A 22,590-nucleotide genomic window follows, 5' to 3' on the forward strand; every position below is an offset into this window, starting at 1 on the left:
TGCTTTATTTTTTTATATAAAATCTAAATTAATTTAGCTTTGCTAAAATAGTATTTAAAGTTGTACTCGGACGCATAGCTTTTTCTGTTAACTCAAAACTTGGATGATAGTAACCTCCAATTTTTTGTTCTTTACCTTGGGCGGCAATTAATTCAGAATTAATTTTAACTTCGTTTGCAGTAAATTCAGTTGCAATAGGAGTAAAAATTGCTTTCAATTCAGCATCTTTAGTTTGGTTAGCTAATGCTTGTGCCCAATAAAATGCTAAATAGAAATGTGAACCTCTGTTATCTATTTCGCCAATTTTTCTTGCAGGAGATTTGTCTTCTGCTAAGAATTTTGCATTCGCTTCATCTAAAGTATCTGCTAAAACTTGCGCCTTTTCATTGTTTTGCGTTTGTGCTAAATGCTCTAAAGAAGCTTGTAATGCTAAGAGTTCACCTAATGAATCCCAACGTAAATATCCTTCTTCAATAAATTGCTCAACGTGTTTTGGAGCTGATCCACCAGCACCTGTTTCGAACAATCCACCACCGTTCATTAATGGAACGATTGATAACATTTTTGCTGAAGTTCCTAATTCTAAAATAGGGAATAAGTCGGTTAAGTAATCACGTAATACGTTTCCAGAAACTGAAATCACATCTTTTCCTTGACGGATGATTCGCAATGTTTCTTTCATGGCATCTTTAACATCCATAATACGAATGTCTAAGCCAGTTGTATCGTAATCTTTTAAGTATTTCTCAACTTTTTTGATGATTTCTCTATCGTGTGCTCTGTCTTTATCTAACCAGAAAATAGCTGGAGTATCTGATAATCTCGCTCTGTTAACCGCTAATTTTACCCAATCCTGAATAGGAGCGTCTTTTACTTGACACATTCTAAAAATGTCACCCGCTTCTACTTTTTGAGATAATAAAACGTTTCCATTTTCGTCTTCCACGTTTACAATTCCGTTTTCTTTTAATTGGAATGTTTTATCGTGAGAACCATATTCTTCTGCCTTTTGAGCCATTAATCCAACATTTGGAACTGAACCAATTGTTTTTGGGTCTAAAGCACCATTTTGCTTCATTTCATCAATACAAGCCGAATAGAAACCTGCATAAGAACGGTCTGGAATAATAGCGATGGTATCTTCTTCTTTTCCTTCTGCATTCCACATTTTTCCACCACTACGCGCTAAAGCAGCCATAGAAGCATCAACAATTACGTCAGAAGAAACGTGGAAGTTAGTAATTCCTTTTTCTGAATTTACCATAGCTACACGTGGTCCGTTTGTTAAAGCATCGGCGATAGCTTGTTTGATTTCAGCTTCTTGCGGAATTCCAACAATTTTATTGTATAAATCTTGTAATCCATTATTTGGATTAATGTCTAACGATTTGAATAGGTCAGCATATTTAGTATAAACATCAGCAAAGAAAGTTTCAACGATAGCTCCAAAAATAATTGGATCAGAAATTTTCATCATTGTTGCTTTTAAGTGAGCAGAAAGCATTACGTTTTTTGCTTTAGCATCAGCAATAGTTGCTTTAGTGAATTGTTTTAAAGCATTCAAGCTCATCACTGAACTATCAATAACTTCACCAGCTTTTAAATTAGCAAAATCTTTTAAAACAGAAGTTGTTCCATTTTCAGCAGTGAAAACAATTCTAAATTTTCCATCTTTTTCAACTGTTGTAGAATTTTCCGTTCCGTAGAAATCACCTGAATTCATGTGAGCTACTTCGGTTTTACTGTCTGAAGCCCAAGTTCCCATTCTGTGTGGGTTTTCTTTTGCATAGTTTTTTACAGCTTTTGGGGCTCTACGGTCAGAGTTTCCTTCACGTAACACAGGATTTACAGCTGAACCTAAAACTTTAGCATATTTTGCTTTAATTTCTTTTTCAGTATCGTTTTGTGGTTCTTCAGGATAGTTTGGAATATTGAAACCTTGTGATTGTAATTCAGTAATTGCTTCTTTTAATTGAAGAATCGAAGCAGAAATATTTGGTAATTTGATAATGTTTGCTTCTGGAGTATTAGCTAGTTGTCCTAATTCGGTAAGTGCATCACCAATTTTTTGATCTTCTTTTAAAAACTCTGGAAAGTTTGATAAAATTCTTCCTGCTAATGAAATATCTCTAGTTTCTATAGCAATGTTTGCGGGTTTTGTAAAGGCTTTTACAATAGGTAAAAACGAATGTGTTGCCAACATTGGCGCCTCATCCGTAATGGTATACATTATTTTAGATTGGTTAGACATGAATGTTATGTATTATATTTGAATATAGTTTGTTAAATCTGCCAAATATAGGAATTTTGAAAGAAATAATTTATGATAAATGCTTAAATCTTGCATAAAATTCAACAAAAAAAGCCACAACATTGTTGTGGCTTTTTATACTTGAGAACGTACAAATTAGTTTTTGTATCTTCTTTCTTTAATTTTTGCTTTTTTACCTGTAAGGTCTCTAAAGTAGTAGATACGAGCTCTACGAACTTTACCTCTTTGGTTCACTTCAACTTTTTGTAAAGCTGGTAAGTTTACTGGGAAGATACGCTCAACACCAACAGAACCTGACATTTTACGAATTGTAAAAGTTTCAGTTGCTCCAGTACCTCTTCTTTGGATTACAACTCCTTTGAAGAACTGAGTTCTTGTTTTTTCACCCTCTTTAATTTCGTAGTATACAGTGATAGTATCACCAGCTCCGAAAGCAGGGAAATCTTTTTTTGTAACAAATTCGCTATTCACGAAATCAACTAAATTTGACATAGTCTTAATTATAAATGTTTGATTCAAAGCAACATACACGTCTATCGCCAGAGGTTGATTCAAAGTGGGTGCAAAATTAAGAAAATAAATTTATAATTAACAATTTATAATTGATAAATTTTATTAATAATGCTGTTTTTTATTCTTCCAACAAATCTGGTCTTCTGTTTTTTGTATGTTCGTACGCCATATCTTCTCGCCATTTTTCGATTTTGGCGAAATTCCCACTTAATAAAACTTCTGGAACTTTTAATCCGTTGTAGTCGGCTGGTCTAGTGTAAATAGGAGGTGATAGCAAGTTATCTTGAAAGCTATCGGTCAATGCCGAAGTTTCGTCACTTAAAACACCCGGAATCAATCGGATAATGGCATCGCAAAACACAATAGCACCAATTTCGCCACCGCTCAATACATAATCACCAATTGAAATTTCGCGTGTAATGTGCATATCTCGAACTCTTTGGTCCACACCTTTATAATGACCGCACAAAATCAATATATTTTCATACATCGAAATTGAATTTGCCATTTTTTGATTCAAGGTTTCCCCATCCGGAGTCATATAAATGATTTCGTCGTAAGTTCTTTCGTTTTTTAGTTTCGAAATACAGGCGTCAATGGGTTGTACAGACATCACCATTCCAGCTCCACCACCAAACTGATAATCGTCGACACTTCTTTGTTTGTTTGTAGTGTAGTCTCTTAAATTGTGAAAATGAACTTCCACCAAACCTTTTTCAATGGCACGTTTCATAATGGAAGCCTCAAATGGACTTCGCATTAATTCGGGTAAAACTGTAATAATATCAATTCGCATGGTGCAAAGATAGTAGATTATTTTTTAGTTGCCGAAAGCGAATACACCATTGGAATTTTGTTTCCCAAATGTTTGATTCGGAATTTATTCGGCTGAAATTCTTCGGTTTGATTGAAGCAATTGTATGGAGAATAATCAAATTCGTTATAACAATTTAATTCCAAGTTGTTTGTAATCAAAGCATTTAAAAGTTCTGAGGTGGGGTGATTCCAAGTAACCGTTTGTGCTGCAATTTCTGCATATCTATCAGCATATGTGCCCGATTCATCCTCAATAATTTCTTCCGTATTGAAATAATTATAAAACACTTCTTTGAAATCGTTATCAAACATCCAAACTACGGGATGAAAATCGGCCATAACAAATTTTCCACCAGGTTTTAAAAAATGAGAGATCACCTTAGCCCATTTGTCTAAATTTGGAAACCAACCTATGGTGCCATAACTGGTAAAAACAATATCAAATTTTTCGTCTAAATGATTGGGTGCGTCATAAATATCACAGCAAACAAAAGTAGCATCTAAATTTAATTTTTCATTGATTTCTCGAGCTCTTTCAATGGCTTTGTCTGATAAATCAACGCCCGTTGCTTTAGCTCCCATTCTTGAAAAAGTCATGGTGTCTTGACCAAAATGACATTGTAAGTGTAAAACCCTTTTTCCAGAAACATCGCCAAGTAAATCTAATTCGATACTGTTTAAGGTTGATTTTCCTTTTAGAAAACCTTCCATATCGTAAAAATCAGAGTCAATGTGCACATCAACTTTGTTGTTCCAAGTTTCTTTATTGATGTTGATATAATCTTTAGCTTCCATAGTATTCAAATAAGTATATCAAATCTACTATTTATTTTGTAATTTTGCATCTTTAAATTAAAAATCAAAACAATGGAAAACGGAATATACGCTAAATTTAACACAGCTAAAGGTGCTATTTTAGTAAAATTAACGCACGATTTAACGCCAGGAACGGTAGGTAACTTCGTAGGATTAGCAGAAGGTCAATTAGAAAATTCGGCTCGTCCAATGGGGAAACCTTATTATGATGGATTGAAATTTCACCGTGTAATTCCTGATTTTATGATACAAGGTGGTTGTCCTCAAGGGCAAGGAACAGGTGGTCCTGGTTACAACTTTGACGATGAGTTTCACCCAAATTTAAAACATGACAAGCCAGGCGTTTTGTCTATGGCAAACGCTGGACCTGGAACTAATGGTTCTCAATTTTTTATTACACATGTTCCAACAAATTGGTTAGATGGAAAACATACTGTTTTTGGACATGTTGTAGAAGGACAAGATGTTGTTGATGCCGTTGAGGGTGACGATGCTTTGGAAAGTATTGAAATCATTAGAGTAGGAGAAGAAGCTCAAAAATGGAATGCTGTTGAAGCTTTCAGAACATTTGAAGGTTCAAGAGAGAAAAGAATTGCTGAGCAAAAAAAAATGGCAGAGGAAGCTTTGGAAAAATTAGCCGCTGGTTTTCAAAAGACTGAAAGTGGCTTACGTTACCAAATCATCCAAAAAGGAAGTGGTAAACAAGCTGAAAAAGGTAAAAAAGTATCAGTTCACTACCAAGGGGCATTAGAAAATGGACAAGTATTTGATTCTTCATACAAGAGAAAACAACCAATCGATTTTCAATTAGGAGTTGGGCAAGTTATTGAAGGTTGGGACGAAGGTATTGCTTTATTAAAAGTAGGTGACAAAGCGCGTTTTGTGATTCCTTCTTATTTAGGATATGGTTCTAGAGGTGCAGGAGGAGTTATACCACCTGATGCTACTTTAGTGTTTGATGTAGAATTAATGGATGTGAAGTAATTAATTTATTTCTTAAATATATTAAAAAAGGGTATTCAAATTTTGAATACCCTTTTTAGTTTTTATCTTTTCAATGAGAAATGTCCTCTGAATTCTTTTCCATCTTTTCTATTAACTAGAAACCAGTAATCGGTTGAAGGCATTTGTTCTCCGTTATAAGTTCCATCCCAGCCATAACTTGTTCCGGTTAAAACTTTAATTAATTTGCCATAGCGATCAAAAATCGAAACAGTCATTTCTGGTTCTTTACTAGAAAATTTGATATTCCAATAGTCATTTATACCATCACCATTTGGAGTAAAATAATTAGGATACATTAATACATAAACTTCTGTATCGACAATACCACAACCATATTTATCTTTAACATATACAGTGTAAATACCACTTTCTAGGTTTTCAAATACAGGTGAGTCTTGATAATCAATTCCATTTATTGAGAATTCATAATGATCTCCAATACCTTCATATATTATTGTTAAACTATTATCATTATTTGTAAAATCAACAACTTCTACATCATTTATTATGGCAATATCAGAAGCTACAACTTGTATAGTTTGAGTCGTAGAACATGAAAATGTTCCATAAAAATTTTCAACTGTTATTGTATACGTTCCAGGAGTATTTACATAAATTGATTGAGTTGTTTCTCCTGTTGACCATAAGTATGTGTCGAATCCATTTCCAGCATTTAATACAATTGTATCACCAACACATAACCCTCTAATTGGAGTCATAACTAAATATGGTTTTATTAAAACAATCAATTTAAAACTTATGATGTGTGGACAACCTATTCCTTGAGCTCTAACGAAAATTGTTTGTTCAGGAACCAATGTATTTGTGAAACTTGATGAAATAGCGTTTGTATCATTTAGAGCATCTATTTCTGATAAATAATAAGTATATGTGTAAGTATCTGAAGGTAAAATGGTATTCATCTCAGCTTCTTTCTCTGTTAAATCAAATAAAACAAAACCATCAAAATCGTCATCACATTTGTTAAAATCTGAAATAGTGTATGAATTAACAGGTAAAACATTAATTGTTAATTCTACTAGACTTTTACAACCAAATACAGTTGTTGCCTCAGCATAAATTGTTTGAGGGTTACTCGTATTTGTAAAGTTAGTTATATTTGTTATATAAATACCATTTGCAAGATTTAAAGCGGAAGTTGCATAATTGTATGTTAGTGTATTGTCTAAACTAAATGATGGTTGAGCTTCTATGAAATTAAAATTAGCAGTTCCATCTAAGTTTTCTTTACAGTTGTTTAGTACTGCATTAGTTAAAACCGGTCTTGGACTCACAATTAGCTTAATACTTATTAACTTTTGACATCCAGATGTTCCAATAGCTCTAACCCAAATTATTTGTTCGGGTGAAATTGTATTTGTGTAATTCGAAGCAATTGTATTTATTCCGTTTAAAGCATCAAGTTCTGTAGCATGATAAGTAAATGAATAGGTGTCTGTTGGTAAAAGACTATTTATTTCTGAATTTTTATCATTCAAGTTAAAATTAACAAAACCATCAAAATCATCATCACATTTTCTGAAATCGGTTGTGGAATATCTGTTAACGGTCAAAACATTTAATGTTAATTCTATAACATTACTACAATTGTTTGCATTATAGCCTGCAACATATATAATTTGAGGATTGCTTGTATTTGTAAAATTAGTAGTATTTGTTATTAAAATATTATTTTGTAAGTTACTTAAAGATGTTGCATAGTTAAAATTTAATGTTGCATCAGAACTAAATTGACTCTGAGCAGCAGTTAAATCAAAATTAGCAGTACCTCCTAGATTTTCTTCACAACTACTCAGGCTACCATTGGTTAAAACAGCTTGCGCTAATACGTGAAGTTTGAAATTAATTAATTTTGGACATCCAGAAGTAGGTTGGGCTTTTACCCAGATAATTTCATCTGGTGTAATTGTATTTGTATAGTTTACTGGTAAAGGACTTATTCCATTTAGTGCATTAAATTCTGAAGTATGGTAAGTGAAAGTATATGTTCCTGCTGGAAGAATAGCATTCATTTCGGCAACTTTATCACTAAGATTAAAGTCAACAAATCCATCAAAATTGTCATCACATTTATTAAAATCTGAAATAGTATAACGTGTAACAGGTTGTATGTTAAGTGTTAATTCTACAATATTACTACAACCAAATGAATTTGATCCTTCGACAAATATTACTTGAGGATTGCTTGTATTTGTATAATTTGTTGTATTTGAAATTAAAATTCCATTCTGTAAATCACTTAATGAAGTCGCATAGTTATAAGTTATACTTGTGTCCGAACTAAATTGTGATTGAGCTGAAGTTAAATCAAAATTTGCTGTACCATCAATGTTTTCCTCACAACTATTCAACGTACCATTACTAAGGATAGGTTTGTCGAATACATCTAATATTATTTGAGTAATATTTTCACAATTAGGGTTAGAAGCCTTAACATAAATAGTTTGTGGATCAACAATATTTGTATAATTAGTGAAATTAGTAATCTCATTGATATCATCTTGAGCATTTGCTAAAGTTAAATAATATGAGAATTGAGAATCAGCATTTGTATTTATTGAGTTATTAGCTTGAGTCAAATCAAATTCTGCGATATTATCAAAATCATCATCACAACCATTTAATTGAGTTGGAGTAACAGCAATTTGTTCAAAAACTTGTAACGTTAATTCAGCTACATCCGAACATGATGAATTAACTTCAATTTTCACATAAATAATTTGATTATTTGATGTGTTTGTATAGTTTGCAGGATTTGAAATAGGAATATTATTAGCTAAATCTGATAAAGATGCATAATATGTAAAAGTAGCATTATCAATTGGCTCAACAATATTTTGGTAGTCCAATAAATTAAAGGGTGTCAAAGGTACTCCGAAAGTACAAACTTTTAATTGAGAATCAGGTATGTTTAATGTGTTGTAAACTTTTATTCTAAATGGAATTCTTTCAGATACACATCCACTTGCTGTTGTTTCTTGAAAATAATATAAATATTCAATTGGAGTTGAGCTCGCATTTGTAAGAACAGGTGTACTGAATGTGTAGCTTGAAGATAATAATGTTCCGCCAGTTGGAGCATCATACCAATTTATGGTCGAAGTAGGTGACGTAACACCATCCATTGGATTGTGACTTGTGCTACTACCACTGCAAAGAACATGATACTCTTCTTCCAAATTGGCTTGGAAAGCAGATGGACTAATTGTGAAATTATACACAACTGGGTTACAATCTGAAACACCATTAATTGTAAAGTTTACAGGTGTATTTGGTACTGTAAGTGTAACATTTTCTCCAAAAGGAGCAGAAAAATATTCAGCAGGAGACCATTGCCATACTTGATCTTCTCCATTGTTAATTGTCATATTAATTGTTTCTCCTTCACAGAATGTATAACTGCTTCCTGAAATAATTGGAGTTGTTGTATTTGCAAAAGCTTCTGGAAGAGTTTGACTCAAAGCAACATCTAAGTCACTTTCGTTAAGGATATATGTAAACGCAATTCTTTTTGTTTGTCCTGCAGGAATTGTTCCTAAATTGTAGGTTATCCCGATACCAACATCGTTCGTATATGTTCCTGTATAAATCATTCCTGATGCACTCTGACTATGAATTGTATTTATTGGGGTAAAAGAATCTGGGCTAAGACCACCAGATAAAATAAATGAGTTTGCTCTACAATCCTTAGTTCCTAAACCTAAGTATGAACCAGAATACATAGTTCCAGTTGCAGAAACTAAAGTGTTATTTTGTGGATTAGGTAAATCATAGACAATTTCATTTATTGTACTATAATTAGAAGATAAGGTTACATCATTATCTGGATCTAATGTTCTCATATAGTACACATCAGTCATATCAGCTCCAGTAGTATTTGTTAATTCTATACGCACTACAAAAAAAACTTCATTTAGTGGGGCAAAGGTTTTTTGATTGACTTTTAATCCACTCACAGTTCCTTCCCATATTGATGTTACACCTGTAGCATCTACTACATGTGATAAATTAGAACCTGGGATATTAAAAAAACCTATGTTCCAGTTTCTATATGTATTCCCATTAAATTGAACTGCAAATCCTTCTTGTGGAGTTCCAGGATAGAAAAAATCTCCGTAATATGTTGGTGTTCCAACTGTCCAACCATCTTTTGCTGGATCTGCCACAAAGCCTAAATTTCTTGCTGATGAATTTAATCTTGGATGATAGCCTGTTGGGGCATTGTTAGAAGTTCCATAAATGCCATATTGATTGACTCCAATCTCAACATAATTAGCTTTCATGAAAGATTCTCCTGAGACTATTTGCGATTGAATAGTTGAACTAAATAAAAGCGAAAAGAATAAAATTAAACTTGAATATTTTAATGATTGCATATAGATAGATTTATATGCGTAAATGTATATAAAATTATATTAAAAATTACTAAAAAATCGACGAAATGTAAGTTTTTCTAGACGTATTGCAATGTTATAATTGTGAAATAATTGTAGTATATTTCTCACCAACAATTTTCCAATCAATAACATTGAAAATTGCTGTTAAATAATCAGCACGTTTGTTTTGGTAATTCAAATAATAAGCGTGTTCCCAAACATCAATTGCTAATATAGGAGTTCCTTTTACTTCAGCATTAGGCATTAATGGATTGTCTTGATTTGATGTGCTTGTTATAGCTAGTTTTCCTTCTTTGGTAACTATTAACCAAGCCCAACCACTTCCAAATTGATTTGTGGCAACTTCTGCTATTTTTTTCTGAAATTCGTCAAATGAACCAAATTCAGTTGTAATTGCTTGCGCTAATTCGCCTGATGGTGTTCCACCTGCTTTTGGATTTAAAATTTCAAAAAATAAATTGTGATTGTAATATCCTCCTGCATTATTTCTTAGAGCAGTATTTTTGATATCTAATTTTGTTAGAATTTCTTCAATAGTTTTGGTTTCTAAATCAGTACCAACAATTGCTTTATTTAATTTATTGGCATATCCTAAATGATGTTTTGAATAATGAATTTCCATTGTTCTACCATCAATAAAAGGTGCTAAAGCATCGTATGAATACTTTAAACCTTTCATTTTAAAAATGCTACCTTCATCTACTTTTACATCAGCTGGATTGCCAAAAGCAGTTTGTATAACGGGAACTTCTGGATCAGGAATTTGAACTTCAACTAAATCGTTATCTTTTTTACAGCCTAAAATGCTTACTAGAGCAAAAGATATTATAAATAGTTTTTTCATTTTTTATGATTTAATATTGCGCTCTTTCATTAATTGATTGATGAGTTCAATATATTGTTGTTTGGCTTCATCAGCCGAAATATGTTTAACTTGCATCCAAGCATTAAATTTGAATGCATTTCGCAAATCTTGTGGATTTTGAAAATATAATTTATTAGTACTTTCTGAAGTAGCTTGTTTGTATAATCCATACAAGACCAATTGCATATCTTGCGGAACTGATTCTTGTGGAATCAATTGTGCATTTGCAAATGCTTCGTCAAATAACGTATTTAAATCTTTTTCGCTCATTTATGCTTTTTTACAGATAACTGTTTTGTTTCCAATTGCTTTTTCACCAATTTTGACATTAACTTCTGTTCCTAAAGGTAAGTATAAATCTACTCTTGAGCCAAATTTGATGAAGCCAGCATCTTTTCCTTGTACTACGCGCATACCTTCTTGTGCATAGTTTACAATTCTACGTGCCAAAGCTCCAGCAATTTGACGATACATTACTTCACCATACACTCTGTTATTGATTACCACTGTAGTTCTTTCATTTTCTTCGCTCGCTTTTGGATGCCAAGCTACTAAATATTTTCCTGGATGATATTTGCTATATTTTACAATTCCGTTTAGCGCATAACGTGTTACGTGTACATTTATTGGTGACATAAAGATAGAAACCATTAAACGTTTGTCTTTAAAATATTCTGGCTCATATACTTCTTCAATTACAACTACTTTTCCATCAACAGGAGCTAATATATGATTATCACTATTATCTGCAACTCTTGTAGGATTTCTAAAGAACTGGAGTACTAATACTAAAATTACAATTGCAAATACAAACAAAAGCGTTCTTAGCCATTCAATTGATACAAATGCATCTGCTAAAAAAATAATACCAACTACTAAAAGTAGCGTAATAAAAATGAGTTTTGAACCTTCTTTATGAAACATAATATAAAATTAAATAAAACAAATTAATAAACGGAATTACAAAGATAATACTATCTAATCGATCTAAAATACCACCATGTCCTGGCATTATTTTTCCGCTATCTTTTATTCCTGCAACGCGTTTAAATTTTGATTGAATTAAATCGCCTAAAGTGCTAAAAATACTCACAATTATTGCAATAATAATCCAAATGTACAAAATGTTTGATTCTATATAAAATTTAGACAATAAAACACTTGAAATAATGGTAAAAAACATTCCGCCTACAAATCCTTCAATCGTTTTTTTAGGTGAAACACTTGGGAATAGTTTATTTTTTCCGAAATTTTTCCCAACTAAATAAGCAAATGTATCATTTGCCCAGATGAGAATTAAAATAGAAATTAATATTTTTGGGTTATACCCATTTTTACCAATTGCGACATAGTTTGTAATGACAAAAGGAATGATAATGTAACCAATTAATAATAAATATCTGGTTGCAATTTTAAAGTTGGTTTTTTGTGTATTAAACAAATATAACAAAAGCTTAATTGAGATGATAATTGATAAACTTACAATTATCGTTTTAATTGTGAAATTTTGACTTTTGTTCCATAAAAAATAATATGAAATGGCTGCTATGGGTAAACTTACAAATAAATTCAAAGCTGCTATTTTGCAAAATTCATAAACACCAATTAGCAAGAATACACCAAAAAGAATTGCTAAACTTTCTTGTGAGTAAGAGATACAGCCTAATAATAAAATTATGTAAACGGCTCCAGATAATGCTCTTTTCAGCGTTTCGTTCATTCTATAAATCTTCTAAAAGAAGTAGGTAGAGATTTTTATGACAACTTCCATAATGAAGAAAATCTTGCTCTTTTACTTCTTCAAAGTATTTTATGGTTGTAATATTTGTTGGATAATTTTTTTCGTGTGCGTTTTTAATACGTCTTAAACCATCTCCTTTAGTTCCAGTAATTTGGCTTGTTGTTGCGAAAACAATCATGTTTGTTGGCAACTCATTTGGCTTAAAATGTTTTAATTGGTTGGAAGAAAAAAGTATTGAACCTTCATCAGCAACTAAATTTTCACAACTAGTTAAGAAAAAAGTTGCTTTATCATTATTTCCATCTGGAGATAATCTGTTTTCCTCTAATAGTTTAAAAAGTTTGGAATCAAAACAGATTACTTCTTTTTCAAACCAATCATTTTCGGCTAATATATTTTCAAAATTTTCAGAAACCTCATTTAAGTTTTCACAATAAATAAATTTTCCTCCATTATTTTTGAAATGCATTGTAAATTGCTCATCTATAGGCAATGAAGTATCTGGTGCATAAGGACTTTTGACATCATTTTTTTTGTCATTATCTGCCTCATCACCTGAAGTTCCGAAAAATTTTCTAAAAAGACTGCTCATCTATTTTTAGTAGGTAATTTATATAGTAAAAATCAAAGATAAAAAAAAACTCAGCAAATTACTTTAATCGCTGAGTTTTTTATTAAGATTATTTTGTTGATAAGTATTATTCAATAACTGGAATTTCTTCTTCTTTATCAAATGGTCTTTTTCCAAAGATGGCTTCTAAATCATCTTTAAAGATTACTTCTTTTTCAATTAAGATGTTTGCTAATTGTGTTAATTTCTCTTTATTTGTTTCTAAAAGATGAATTGCTCTTTGGTATTGCTCTTCAATTAATTTAGAAATTTCAAAATCGATTACTCTTGCAGTATCTTCAGAATATGGTTTTGAAAAATTATAATCTGATTGCCCTGTTGAATCATAATAAGTGATATTTCCAAGTTTATCGTTTAAGCCATAAATAGTAACCATTGCTCTTGCCTGACGGGTGACTTTTTCTAAATCACTCAATGCACCTGTTGAAATTTTATCAAAAATTACTTTCTCAGCTGCTCTTCCTCCCATGGTAGCACACATTTCGTCTAACATTTGGTCAGGTCTCACAATTAATCGTTCTTCTGGTAAATACCATGCTGCTCCTAAGCTTTGTCCACGAGGAACAATTGTAACTTTTACTAATGGTGCAGCGTGTTCTAACATCCAGCTTACAGTTGCGTGACCAGCCTCGTGAAAAGCAATTGCTCTTTTTTCATCAGGAGTAACAATTTTATTTTTCTTTTCTAAACCGCCTACAATTCTGTCAACGGCGTCTAGGAAATCTTGTTTGTCTACCGCTTTTTTGTCTTTACGAGCAGCAATTAAAGCAGCTTCATTACACACGTTAGCAATATCAGCTCCAGAGAATCCAGGGGTTTGTTTTGCTAAAAATTCGGTATCTAATTCTTCTGATTTTTTTAAAGGTTTTAAATGTACTTCAAAAATTTCTTTACGTTCTCTGATGTCTGGTAAATCCACATAAATTTGTCTGTCAAAACGACCTGCACGCAATAAAGCTTTGTCTAAAACATCGGCTCTGTTGGTTGCAGCTAATACAATTACGTTTGAATTGGTTCCAAAACCATCCATTTCTGTCAGTAATTGGTTTAATGTATTTTCTCTTTCGTCATTTGCACCTGTCATGTTGTTTTTTCCACGCGCTCTACCTACAGCATCAATTTCATCAATGAAAATAATCGCTGGTGATTTTTCTTTAGCTTGTTTGAATAAATCTCTAACACGAGAAGCTCCAACCCCTACAAACATTTCAACAAAATCTGATCCTGATAAAGAGAAGAAAGGCACTTTTGCTTCACCAGCAACAGCTTTAGCTAATAATGTTTTTCCTGTTCCTGGAGGGCCAACTAATAATGCTCCCTTTGGAATTTTTCCTCCAATTGAAGTATATTTTTCTGGATTTTTAAGGAATTCAACAATTTCTTGAATTTCTTCTTTTGCACCTTCTAATCCAGCAACGTTTTCAAATGTTGTTCTTGTGTCGTTCTTTTCATCAAAAAGTTTTGCTTTTGATTTTCCAATACTAAAAATTTGTCCGCCTCCGCCACCTGAGCCACCAGACATTCTTCGCATCATGAAAATCCAAAGAACAACTAATAATAATATTGGAATAATTCCGATGATTAAATCGCCTAAAAAGCTTTCAGGTTCTTTTTCAAAATCATTTATAAGTTTTGTTTTACGAGCATTTACTAGGCTTTCTTGAAAAGCTTTTAAATCACCAATCTCAAAGTAATAATGAGGTCCTTTGACATTTAATTTGTCAGTAATATCATTTTTTACTTTTTCATGTCTTTTATCCGTTAAGGCCTCTTTTTTAAGGTAAACAGTAGCTTTTGTGTTGGTAAATGTTACTCTATCAACTTGTCCAGCTTCTAAAAATTCATTAAATTTTGATAAACTTGTTTTGCCAGGATTACTTAAATCAAATCCATTAGTAAATAGTTGGATTGTAAAAAAAATCGTTAGGACAAGTACAATACTCATCCATGGACTAAATTTAAAGCCAGAATTATTATTGTTGCTATTTTGTGCCATAAAATATTTTAGTATTTTGTTTCGATAGTTGTGATTTTAGCATCACCCCATAAACTTTCAATTCGGTAGTATTCACGAATGTGTTTTTGAAAAACATGTACTACAATATTAACGTAGTCCATTAAAACCCATTCACCATTTTCGGCACCTTCAACATGCCAAGGTTTATCTTTTAATTCTTTTGAAACAATTTTTTGAATAGAACCTACAATTGCATTTACTTGTGTGTTTGAATTTCCGTTACAAACTACAAAGTAATCACAAACTGTGTTATCAATTGCTCTTAAATCAAGAATATCAATATTTTCTCCTTTTACTTCTTCAATCCCTTTGATGATGTTTGCTAATAAATCATCATTGCTAATATTTTTCTTCGCCATTTATTATTTTTGAATTTATGCAAAGGTATCATTTTTTGTGATTATTTTTGAACCTTAACACAAGATTAAAATTTGTTACTATAATATGAAGTTAATCAAACTCAATGCCATTGATTCAACAAATACTTTTTTGAAGCAATTAGCCACTTCTGAAGTGGTTGAAAATTTCACAGTAGTTTCCGCAGAACATCAAACAAATGGTAAAGGACAACGAGGTTCAGAATGGTTAATAGAATCGGGTAAGAATCTAACTTTTAGTGTTTTATATACTAAAACTCCGAATTTACAAATCAACTTATTTACATTAAATGTCATTGTTGCATTAAGTGTTGTGGAAGGATTACAAAATGTAAGTTCTAAGGAATTTAAAATAAAATGGCCAAACGACATTTTGGCAGAGAATAAAAAAATTGCTGGAATTCTAATTGAAAACAGCATAAAAAGTCAGACTGAAGTTCAATCAATTATTGGAATTGGCATTAATGTCAACCAAGAAAATTTTGAAAACTTACCACAAGCTTCTTCTTTATGCCTTTTGGAACAACAATTTTTCGACAAAGATTTGCTTTTAAAAAACGTAGTCAATCAGTTAGAAAATAATTTAGAACAACTCAATCAACTTTCTGAAGCTTATTTTTGGGAGAAATATCACAACTATTTATTTAAGAAAAATATCGTTTCAACATTTGAAGATTCTAACGGAAATCGATTTGTTGGAAAAATTATAAAAGTTACTTTTGAAGGAAAGTTAAAAGTACAATTGGAAAACGATTCTGAAATTGATTTTGATATTAAGGAAGTAAAAATGCTGTACTAAATTAATCATTCCTTAAAAATACCAAATCGTTTGTTAAACTTCATAAAAAAGAATTTCAAATTAAGTACATTTGTGCCAATTTTAAAAAACCCTGAATTCCAACATCTCATGGAAAAAAAAATATTCTCCTTTTTGTTTTCAACTCGTTTAATGGCTGTTTTATTTATAGCTTTTGCTGCAGCAATGGCTGCCGGAACTTTTATTGAAGATGCATATAACACAGATACAGCTCGTGTAATAGTTTATAATGCTTGGTGGTTTGAAACCATTATGGTATTTTTTGTAATCAATTTCATTGGAAACATCAAACGTTATCAGCTGCATAAAAAAGAAAATTGGGCTACCTTATTATTACATCTTTCTTTTATTTTAATTATTGTTGGAGCTTTTGTTACAAGATATATTAGTTACGAAGGAATGATGCCAATTAGAGAAGGCGAATCGGCAAATATTATTTATTCAGACAAACCATATTTAACTGTTTTAGTTGATGGAGATTATAAAGGTGAAATGAAGCGAAAAACCTTTGAAAAAGGTTTAATTTTAGCTCCTGAAGTTAAAGAAGATGCTTTTTTGAACGCATTTGCAAGTAATGATTTCTCAATGAATGGCGAATTTAGCGGAACGAAATTTGAAGTAGAACATCAAGAGTTTGTTATGAACGCAACCGAAACCGTTGTTGCTTCAGAAACAGGTCAATTGATGCTAAAAATGGTAGAGTCGAGTGAAGGAACGCGTCATGAACATTACTTAAAAGAAGGCGAAGTTCAAAATTTACATAACGTACTTTTTGCTTTTAATAAATATACAGAAGGAGCTATTAATATTACCAAAATCAGTGAAGCTTACACCATTCAAACGCCTTTTGAAGGAGATTTTATGCGAATGGCAGATAAATTACAAGGGAAAGTAGTAAAAGATGCTGTACAACCTTTAATGTTACGTTCATTGTATAACATTGGTGGCGCACAATTTGTGTTTCCTGAACCAGCAATTAAAGGTGAATTGGTTTTTAAATCAAACAATGATTTTAAAGACAAGCAAACTGATGATGCATTAAAAGTTAAAATCAAAACACAAGGCAAAGAAGAAATCCTAACACTAGTTGGCGCGAGAGGAAAACAAGGAATCCCTCAAAGTGTAAAAATTGGCAATTTAGAATTTACATTATTCTTTGGAAGTAAAATTTATAACACGCCTTTTAATATCAAATTAGATGATTTTATTGCCGATAAATATCCTGGAACAGAAAAAAGTTATTCGGCTTTCAAAAGTAAAGTAGAAGTGCAAGATGCAGAAAAAAAGAATACATTCAAAGATAGTATTTTTATGAATAATGTATTGGATTATAGAGGTTTTAGATTGTTTCAAGCAGGTTTTGATCCAGATGAAAAAGGAACTCAATTATCTGTAAGTCACGATTTTTGGGGAACCTGGATAACTTATATTGGTTATTTTCTATTGTATCTTGGAATGATGGCAATTTTGTTTAATAAAAATACACGGTTTGCAAGTTTGAAAGAAAAATTAGAAAAAGTCAAAATTAAAAAATCAAAACTATTAAGTATTGTATTGATTTTATTTTCTTCATTAACTTTTGCACAACACAATCATCAACCAAGCAAGGAAGAAACGCTTACTTTATTAAAAAAATACGTTGTTTCTGAAGAACATGCGTCACAGTTTGGAAAAGTTGTTATTCAAGATAACGGTCGAATGAAGCCAATCAATACGTTTTCATCAGAATTACTTCGTAAAGTATCAAAAAGTGATACCTATGAAGGTATGAATTCCGATCAAGCGTTCTTGTCGATGACACAATATCCTCAATATTGGTATAATTTGCCAATCATTTATTTAAAAAGAGGAAATGACAGTATTCGCAAATTAATTGGAGTTGAAAAAGATGCAAAATATGCACCATTAGTCGCTTTTTTTGATGAAGCTGGAGGTTATAAATTAGCCAATCTTTTAGATGCAGCTTACAAAGAACCTGTTCCTAATCAATTTCAAAAAGATTTTATTGATGCGGATAAAAAAGTAAACTTATTGTATTCTGCTTTAAGTGGTCAAATTTTAAAAGTTTTTCCAGTTCCTGGTGATAAAACTAACAAATGGGTTTCATTTTTAGAAGTGAATCAGCCAACAGGCACTTCGTTAGATTCGATTAAAAATGTGATGCCGTTCTATTTGAATGCTGTAGATAAAGCAACACAAAGTAACGATTATAAATTAGCTAATAGTTTGCTTACAGGTTTAACACAATATCAAAATAAATACGGTGCAGCTGTAATGCTTTCAGAAAGTAAAATCAATTCTGAAATCATGTACAACAAATATGATATTTTCAAGCGATTGTATTATATGTATATGTTGGCTGGAGTTTTAATGTTGATTTTTTGTATTGTTCAAATTTTTAAAGATTCAAAATTAATTAGAACTATTATCAATGTTTTTCATGGATTGATTGGTTTGTTTTTCGTGTTACACTTAGCTGGATTAATTGTTAGATGGTATATTTCTGGTCATGCGCCTTGGAGTGATGCTTATGAAAGTATGATTTATGTAGGTTGGGCAACCATGTTCTTTGGATTAGCTTTTGGTAAAGATTCAAAACTTACAGTAGCTTCAACAGCATTTGTAACTGCGATGATTTTAATGATTGCACATTGGAATTGGATGGATCCATCAATTGGAAACTTACAACCCGTTTTAAATTCATATTGGTTAATGATTCACGTTGCTGTTATTGTAGCGAGTTACGGACCATTTACATTAGCGATGGTTTTAGGTTTAGTTTCTTTATTTTTAATGATTTTTACTAACGAAAAGAACAAAGAAAGAATGAAATTAAGCATAGACGAAATCACATATATCAATGAAATGGCGTTAACCGTAGGTTTGGTCATGTTAACCATAGGAAACTTCCTTGGCGGACAATGGGCAAACGAAAGTTGGGGACGTTATTGGGGTTGGGATCCAAAAGAAACTTGGGCGTTAATCAGTATTATGGTGTATGCGTTTGTAATTCACGCGCGTTTTGTACCAGCATTAAGAGGAAGATGGATTTATAATGTTATGAGTGTTTTTGCTTTCGCATCGATTGTTATGACCTATTTTGGTGTAAATTTCCATTTAAGTGGTTTACATAGCTATGCTTCGGGAGAAAAACAAAACGTTACGTATTATATTTACATTGCAATAGGCGTAGCTATAATTTCGGCTTTGGCTTATTTTCCGTACAGAAAATATATTAAAAAGTAGTTTCTAAAATTGAAATCATATAAAGAAGACTATCATTTTGGTAGTCTTTTTTTATGAAATGTTTAGCAGAATTTAAATTGTAAAGTTTTAAATTTGAGTAAAATTATTGAAAAATGAAAAAATCACTTTTATTGTTTTTAGCAATTACTTCTTTATGGAGTTGTCAAAACCAAGCACAAAACAAAACATCAACACAATCTAAATCAGAAACACCTATGTCAGCAGAAACGATTTATCAATTTAAAGTAGAAGATTTGGACGGAAACGCTTTTGATTTTTCAACCTTAAAAGGAAAGAAGATCTTAGTTGTAAACACCGCTTCTGAATGTGGATTAACACCGCAATATGAACAATTGCAAGCGATTTACGAAAAGTATAAAGACAAGAACTTTGTAATTGTAGGTTTCCCAGCAAATAATTTTGGTTCACAAGAACCAGGAACAAATGCGCAAATTGCTACTTTTTGTCAAAAAAATTATGGTGTTTCTTTTCCAATGATGAGTAAAATCTCGGTAAAAGGAAAAGATATGCATGCTGTATATCAATTTTTAACGCAAAAAGCCAAAAACGGGTTGCAAGACAGCGATGTAGAATGGAATTTCCAAAAATACTTAATCAATGAAAATGGTGAATTAGCAAAGGTAGTTTTGCCAAGAGTACTTCCTACGGATGCTGAAATCACCAATTGGATTGAAGGGAAATAGTTAGTAATAAGTGTTCAGTATATAGTGTTCATTTTCTTCTGTTTATAGAACTCTGAACACTTTTTTTATAGAATTTTCTGAACAAAAACAGAATGTAACCATCGGTCAAATTTATAACCTGATTCCTTAATAAACCCAACTTCTTCAAAGCCGAATTTCTTATGAAAATCGATGCTGTTTGTGTTTTCTGAATCAATAACACCAATCATCGTGTGAAGGTTTTGTTTTTTTGCTCTTTCGATTAATTCGGTCAATAATAATTTTCCGATGCCTCTTCCAATAGCATTTTTATTCGCATAAACCGAATGTTCTACCGTGAATTTATACGCTTCTCTGAATCGGAATTCGCTATAATATCCAAAGCCTAAGACTTCATTATTAAATTCGGCTACAATTACAGGAAAACCTTTCTGAATTTTTTCTTCAAAAATAGCTTCTTGTGTGACTAAAGTTCTGACATTGTAATCGTACAAAGCGGTTGAATGCAAAATTGCATCGTTGATGATGTCTAAAATTGCAGGACAATCAGCTATTTGGTAGTCTCTAATATTTATATCCATTTCGTAAAGAAATTACGTAGTAAAAGTACTAAAAACCTTTTCAACTTCGTAACTTTGTACTTCAGTTATTTTTTTAAAATGATGTATCCTAAAATTCCTTTAGCGCAAAGTATTATAGAAATTTGCCAACAAAAAGGAGTCCAACATATCGTAATTTCACCAGGTTCGCGCAATGCTCCTTTGACGATTGGATTTACTAACAATCCGTTTTTCAAATGTTACAGTATTGCTGACGAACGTAGTGCTGCATTTTTTGCTTTGGGAATTGCCCAACAGTTGCAAGAACCAGTTGTTGTAGTTTGTACTTCGGGTTCTGCTTTGCTGAATTATTATCCTGCGCTTGCAGAGGCTTTTTACAGCCAAATTCCATTAGTAGTAATTTCTGCGGATAGACCACAAAATAAGATTGATATTGGTGACGGACAAACTATTCGTCAGAAAAATGTTTTTGCGAATCACAGTTTGTACAATGCTAATTTGCAAGAAAATGTATCGACTGAAAACGACAATCACATTCAAATGGCGTTGCATGTTGCGGTTACTAAGAAAGGACCAGTTCACATTAATGCACCTTTTGAAGAACCTTTGTATGAAACGGTTTCCGAATTGCAAGTACAACCTGAAATTGTCGATTTTAATACTGAAAGCAAATCTTTTTCTTTAGGAAATTCGACTATTGAAACTTGGAACAAAGCCACTAAAAAAATGGTTTTAGTAGGAGAGTTGTTTCCAAATTCGTTAGAGCAAAAGTATTTGGATGCTTTAGCGAATGACCCAAGTGTTGTGGTTTTAACCGAAAAAACATCTAATTTACATCATCCAACATTCATCGACCAAATTGATACATTGATTACGCCTTTCACGGATGAAGATTTCAAAGCATTTCAGCCTGAAATTCTATTAACTTTTGGTGGAATGGTCGTTTCGAAACGTATCAAAGCGTTTTTACGAAAATACAAACCAACGCATCATTGGCATGTAGATGAATTACGTGCGTATGATACTTTTGGAGCGCTTACGAATCATTTTGAAACTAAAATTAATACGTTTTTGAGTCAGTTATTGACTGAAGAAACGATTGAAAGTTCATATCAATCAAGTATTGCAACTATTTGGAAAGATAGAGTAGCAAAACATCAAGAATACACCGCAAAAATTCCGTTTTCAGATTTTAAAGTGTTTGATTTTATTTGTCAAAATGTGCCAAAAAACAGTCAGTTACAAGTCAGTAATAGTTCGGCGATACGTTATTTACAGTTGTTTGATTTAGATAAAAGCATTCAAGTTTTTTGTAATCGAGGAACAAGTGGTATCGATGGAAGCACTTCTACAGCCATTGGAGCAGCTTTAGCGTCTGATTTGCCAACGATGTTGATTACGGGCGATATTAGCTTTTTATACGACAGCAACGCTTTGTGGAACAATTACATTCCAAAAAACTTCAAGATTATTTTACTGAATAACAGCGGTGGTGGTATTTTTAGAATTCTACCTGGACATCAAGAAACAGAAACGTTTAACACGTATTTTGAAACTTCTCACCAATTAAATGCTTTACATTTGGCCAAAATGTATGGTTTTGATTATTATACAGCAACAGATGAAGATAGTTTAAAGACTTCTTATAAATCTTTTTTAAATCAAAATAACAAGCCTTGTATTTTAGAAATTTTTACTCCTGAAAAAAGCAATAATAAGATTTTATTAGATTTTTTTGGGGCGTTAAAAAAATAATTCTTAATTAAAACAATTGTTAAAAAAAATGTTTAAATTTGAGATTATTAACAACTTA

General features: G+C 31.8%; 18 protein-coding genes. 5 read left to right on the forward strand and 13 right to left on the reverse strand.

The window, feature by feature from the left end; genetic code table 11:
• Positions 1-28: 28 nt before the first annotated feature.
• The 4 genes from M9Q43_RS08005 to M9Q43_RS08020 form a co-directional block, all read right to left on the reverse strand.
• On the reverse strand, positions 29-2,251 hold the full coding sequence (locus M9Q43_RS08005) for an NADP-dependent isocitrate dehydrogenase (protein WP_262318416.1): 2,223 nt from the start codon (positions 2,249-2,251) through the stop codon (positions 29-31).
• A gap of 156 nt (positions 2,252-2,407) precedes the next feature.
• Complete coding sequence (rplS, locus tag M9Q43_RS08010) at positions 2,408-2,764, reverse strand: 50S ribosomal protein L19 (protein WP_008257007.1); 357 nt, start codon at positions 2,762-2,764, stop codon at positions 2,408-2,410.
• Between the two features lie 139 nt (positions 2,765-2,903).
• A complete protein-coding gene (gene trmD / locus M9Q43_RS08015) occupies positions 2,904-3,581 on the reverse strand; it encodes a tRNA (guanosine(37)-N1)-methyltransferase TrmD (RefSeq protein ID WP_262318417.1) in 678 nt (225 codons plus the stop codon).
• Positions 3,582-3,598: 17 nt separating this feature from the next.
• Positions 3,599-4,396, reverse strand: a complete 798-nt coding sequence (locus M9Q43_RS08020; protein WP_262318418.1) for a class I SAM-dependent methyltransferase — start codon at positions 4,394-4,396, stop codon at positions 3,599-3,601.
• A gap of 72 nt (positions 4,397-4,468) precedes the next feature.
• Between M9Q43_RS08020 and M9Q43_RS08025 the strand changes: the two genes are divergently transcribed.
• Positions 4,469-5,401: a peptidylprolyl isomerase gene (locus tag M9Q43_RS08025; protein ID WP_262318419.1), complete on the forward strand. Its 933-nt coding sequence runs from the start codon at positions 4,469-4,471 to the stop codon at positions 5,399-5,401.
• A gap of 62 nt (positions 5,402-5,463) precedes the next feature.
• Here the strand turns inward: M9Q43_RS08025 and M9Q43_RS08030 are convergent, their stop codons facing one another.
• From M9Q43_RS08030 to rsfS, 8 genes are all read right to left on the reverse strand, one after another.
• Complete coding sequence (locus M9Q43_RS08030) at positions 5,464-9,819, reverse strand: T9SS type B sorting domain-containing protein (protein ID WP_262318420.1); 4,356 nt, start codon at positions 9,817-9,819, stop codon at positions 5,464-5,466.
• A 94-nt stretch (positions 9,820-9,913) separates the two neighbouring features.
• A complete protein-coding gene (locus M9Q43_RS08035; RefSeq protein ID WP_316044628.1) occupies positions 9,914-10,684 on the reverse strand; it encodes a superoxide dismutase in 771 nt (256 codons plus the stop codon).
• 3 nt (positions 10,685-10,687) lie between these two features.
• The gene (locus M9Q43_RS08040; RefSeq protein ID WP_262318421.1) at positions 10,688-10,975 is read right to left on the reverse strand and encodes an acyl-CoA-binding protein; all 288 of its coding nucleotides are present in this window, start codon (positions 10,973-10,975) and stop codon (positions 10,688-10,690) included.
• Positions 10,976-11,629: a phosphatidylserine decarboxylase family protein gene (locus tag M9Q43_RS08045; protein WP_262318422.1), complete on the reverse strand. Its 654-nt coding sequence runs from the start codon at positions 11,627-11,629 to the stop codon at positions 10,976-10,978.
• Positions 11,619-12,425 carry a phosphatidate cytidylyltransferase gene (locus tag M9Q43_RS08050; protein ID WP_262318423.1) on the reverse strand — a complete coding sequence of 269 codons (807 nt, stop codon included), beginning with the start codon at positions 12,423-12,425 and terminating at the stop codon, positions 11,619-11,621. Before M9Q43_RS08050 ends, M9Q43_RS08045 begins: the two co-directional genes overlap by 11 nt.
• A 1-nt stretch (position 12,426) precedes the next feature.
• Positions 12,427-13,038 carry a lactate utilization protein gene (locus M9Q43_RS08055; protein ID WP_262318424.1) on the reverse strand — a complete coding sequence of 204 codons (612 nt, stop codon included), beginning with the start codon at positions 13,036-13,038 and terminating at the stop codon, positions 12,427-12,429.
• A gap of 106 nt (positions 13,039-13,144) precedes the next feature.
• Entirely contained in the window at positions 13,145-15,073 is a 1,929-nt protein-coding gene (ftsH, locus tag M9Q43_RS08060) for an ATP-dependent zinc metalloprotease FtsH (RefSeq protein ID WP_262318425.1), read from the reverse strand.
• Between the two features lie 8 nt (positions 15,074-15,081).
• A complete protein-coding gene (gene rsfS / locus M9Q43_RS08065; protein ID WP_262318426.1) occupies positions 15,082-15,453 on the reverse strand; it encodes a ribosome silencing factor in 372 nt (123 codons plus the stop codon).
• 85 nt (positions 15,454-15,538) lie between these two features.
• Here rsfS and M9Q43_RS08070 point away from each other — a divergent pair, with 85 nt between their 5' ends.
• From M9Q43_RS08070 to M9Q43_RS08080, 3 genes are all read left to right on the forward strand, one after another.
• On the forward strand, positions 15,539-16,270 hold the full coding sequence (locus M9Q43_RS08070; RefSeq protein WP_262318427.1) for a biotin--[acetyl-CoA-carboxylase] ligase: 732 nt from the start codon (positions 15,539-15,541) through the stop codon (positions 16,268-16,270).
• Positions 16,271-16,378: 108 nt separating this feature from the next.
• Positions 16,379-19,534, forward strand: coding sequence for a cytochrome c biogenesis protein (gene ccsA / locus M9Q43_RS08075; RefSeq protein ID WP_262318428.1), 3,156 nt, complete (start codon positions 16,379-16,381; stop codon positions 19,532-19,534).
• A 113-nt stretch (positions 19,535-19,647) separates the two neighbouring features.
• A complete protein-coding gene (locus M9Q43_RS08080) occupies positions 19,648-20,238 on the forward strand; it encodes a glutathione peroxidase (protein ID WP_262318429.1) in 591 nt (196 codons plus the stop codon).
• A gap of 65 nt (positions 20,239-20,303) precedes the next feature.
• On the opposite strand, the gene M9Q43_RS08085 is transcribed toward M9Q43_RS08080, so the two are convergent.
• Positions 20,304-20,798 carry a GNAT family N-acetyltransferase gene (locus M9Q43_RS08085; protein WP_262318430.1) on the reverse strand — a complete coding sequence of 165 codons (495 nt, stop codon included), beginning with the start codon at positions 20,796-20,798 and terminating at the stop codon, positions 20,304-20,306.
• A gap of 78 nt (positions 20,799-20,876) precedes the next feature.
• Between M9Q43_RS08085 and menD the strand changes: the two genes are divergently transcribed.
• Positions 20,877-22,532 carry a 2-succinyl-5-enolpyruvyl-6-hydroxy-3-cyclohexene-1-carboxylic-acid synthase gene (gene menD, locus M9Q43_RS08090; protein ID WP_262318431.1) on the forward strand — a complete coding sequence of 552 codons (1,656 nt, stop codon included), beginning with the start codon at positions 20,877-20,879 and terminating at the stop codon, positions 22,530-22,532.
• Positions 22,533-22,590 lie beyond the last annotated feature (58 nt).

Origin of the sequence: Flavobacterium odoriferum (assembly GCF_025499515.1) — a bacterium.
Taxonomy (GTDB): domain Bacteria; phylum Bacteroidota; class Bacteroidia; order Flavobacteriales; family Flavobacteriaceae; genus Flavobacterium; species Flavobacterium odoriferum.

Bases quoted from the DNA above. Each gene is read 5' to 3' on its own strand.
- ccsA (WP_262318428.1), top strand. From the start codon at position 16,379: ATGGAAAAAAAAATATTCTCCTTTTTGTTTTCAACTCGTTTAATGGCT.
- rsfS (WP_262318426.1), bottom strand. From the start codon at position 15,453: ATGGCGAAGAAAAATATTAGCAATGATGATTTATTAGCAAACATCATC.
- M9Q43_RS08035 (WP_316044628.1), bottom strand. From the start codon at position 10,684: ATGAAAAAACTATTTATAATATCTTTTGCTCTAGTAAGCATTTTAGGC.
- ftsH (WP_262318425.1), bottom strand. From the start codon at position 15,073: ATGGCACAAAATAGCAACAATAATAATTCTGGCTTTAAATTTAGTCCA.
- M9Q43_RS08025 (WP_262318419.1), top strand. From the start codon at position 4,469: ATGGAAAACGGAATATACGCTAAATTTAACACAGCTAAAGGTGCTATT.
- M9Q43_RS08070 (WP_262318427.1), top strand. From the start codon at position 15,539: ATGAAGTTAATCAAACTCAATGCCATTGATTCAACAAATACTTTTTTG.
- M9Q43_RS08020 (WP_262318418.1), bottom strand. From the start codon at position 4,396: ATGGAAGCTAAAGATTATATCAACATCAATAAAGAAACTTGGAACAAC.
- M9Q43_RS08050 (WP_262318423.1), bottom strand. From the start codon at position 12,425: ATGAACGAAACGCTGAAAAGAGCATTATCTGGAGCCGTTTACATAATT.
- M9Q43_RS08080 (WP_262318429.1), top strand. From the start codon at position 19,648: ATGAAAAAATCACTTTTATTGTTTTTAGCAATTACTTCTTTATGGAGT.
- M9Q43_RS08085 (WP_262318430.1), bottom strand. From the start codon at position 20,798: ATGGATATAAATATTAGAGACTACCAAATAGCTGATTGTCCTGCAATT.
- M9Q43_RS08045 (WP_262318422.1), bottom strand. From the start codon at position 11,629: ATGTTTCATAAAGAAGGTTCAAAACTCATTTTTATTACGCTACTTTTA.
- menD (WP_262318431.1), top strand. From the start codon at position 20,877: ATGATGTATCCTAAAATTCCTTTAGCGCAAAGTATTATAGAAATTTGC.
- rplS (WP_008257007.1), bottom strand. From the start codon at position 2,764: ATGTCAAATTTAGTTGATTTCGTGAATAGCGAATTTGTTACAAAAAAA.
- M9Q43_RS08040 (WP_262318421.1), bottom strand. From the start codon at position 10,975: ATGAGCGAAAAAGATTTAAATACGTTATTTGACGAAGCATTTGCAAAT.
- M9Q43_RS08055 (WP_262318424.1), bottom strand. From the start codon at position 13,038: ATGAGCAGTCTTTTTAGAAAATTTTTCGGAACTTCAGGTGATGAGGCA.
- trmD (WP_262318417.1), bottom strand. From the start codon at position 3,581: ATGCGAATTGATATTATTACAGTTTTACCCGAATTAATGCGAAGTCCA.
- M9Q43_RS08005 (WP_262318416.1), bottom strand. From the start codon at position 2,251: ATGTCTAACCAATCTAAAATAATGTATACCATTACGGATGAGGCGCCA.
- M9Q43_RS08030 (WP_262318420.1), bottom strand. From the start codon at position 9,819: ATGCAATCATTAAAATATTCAAGTTTAATTTTATTCTTTTCGCTTTTA.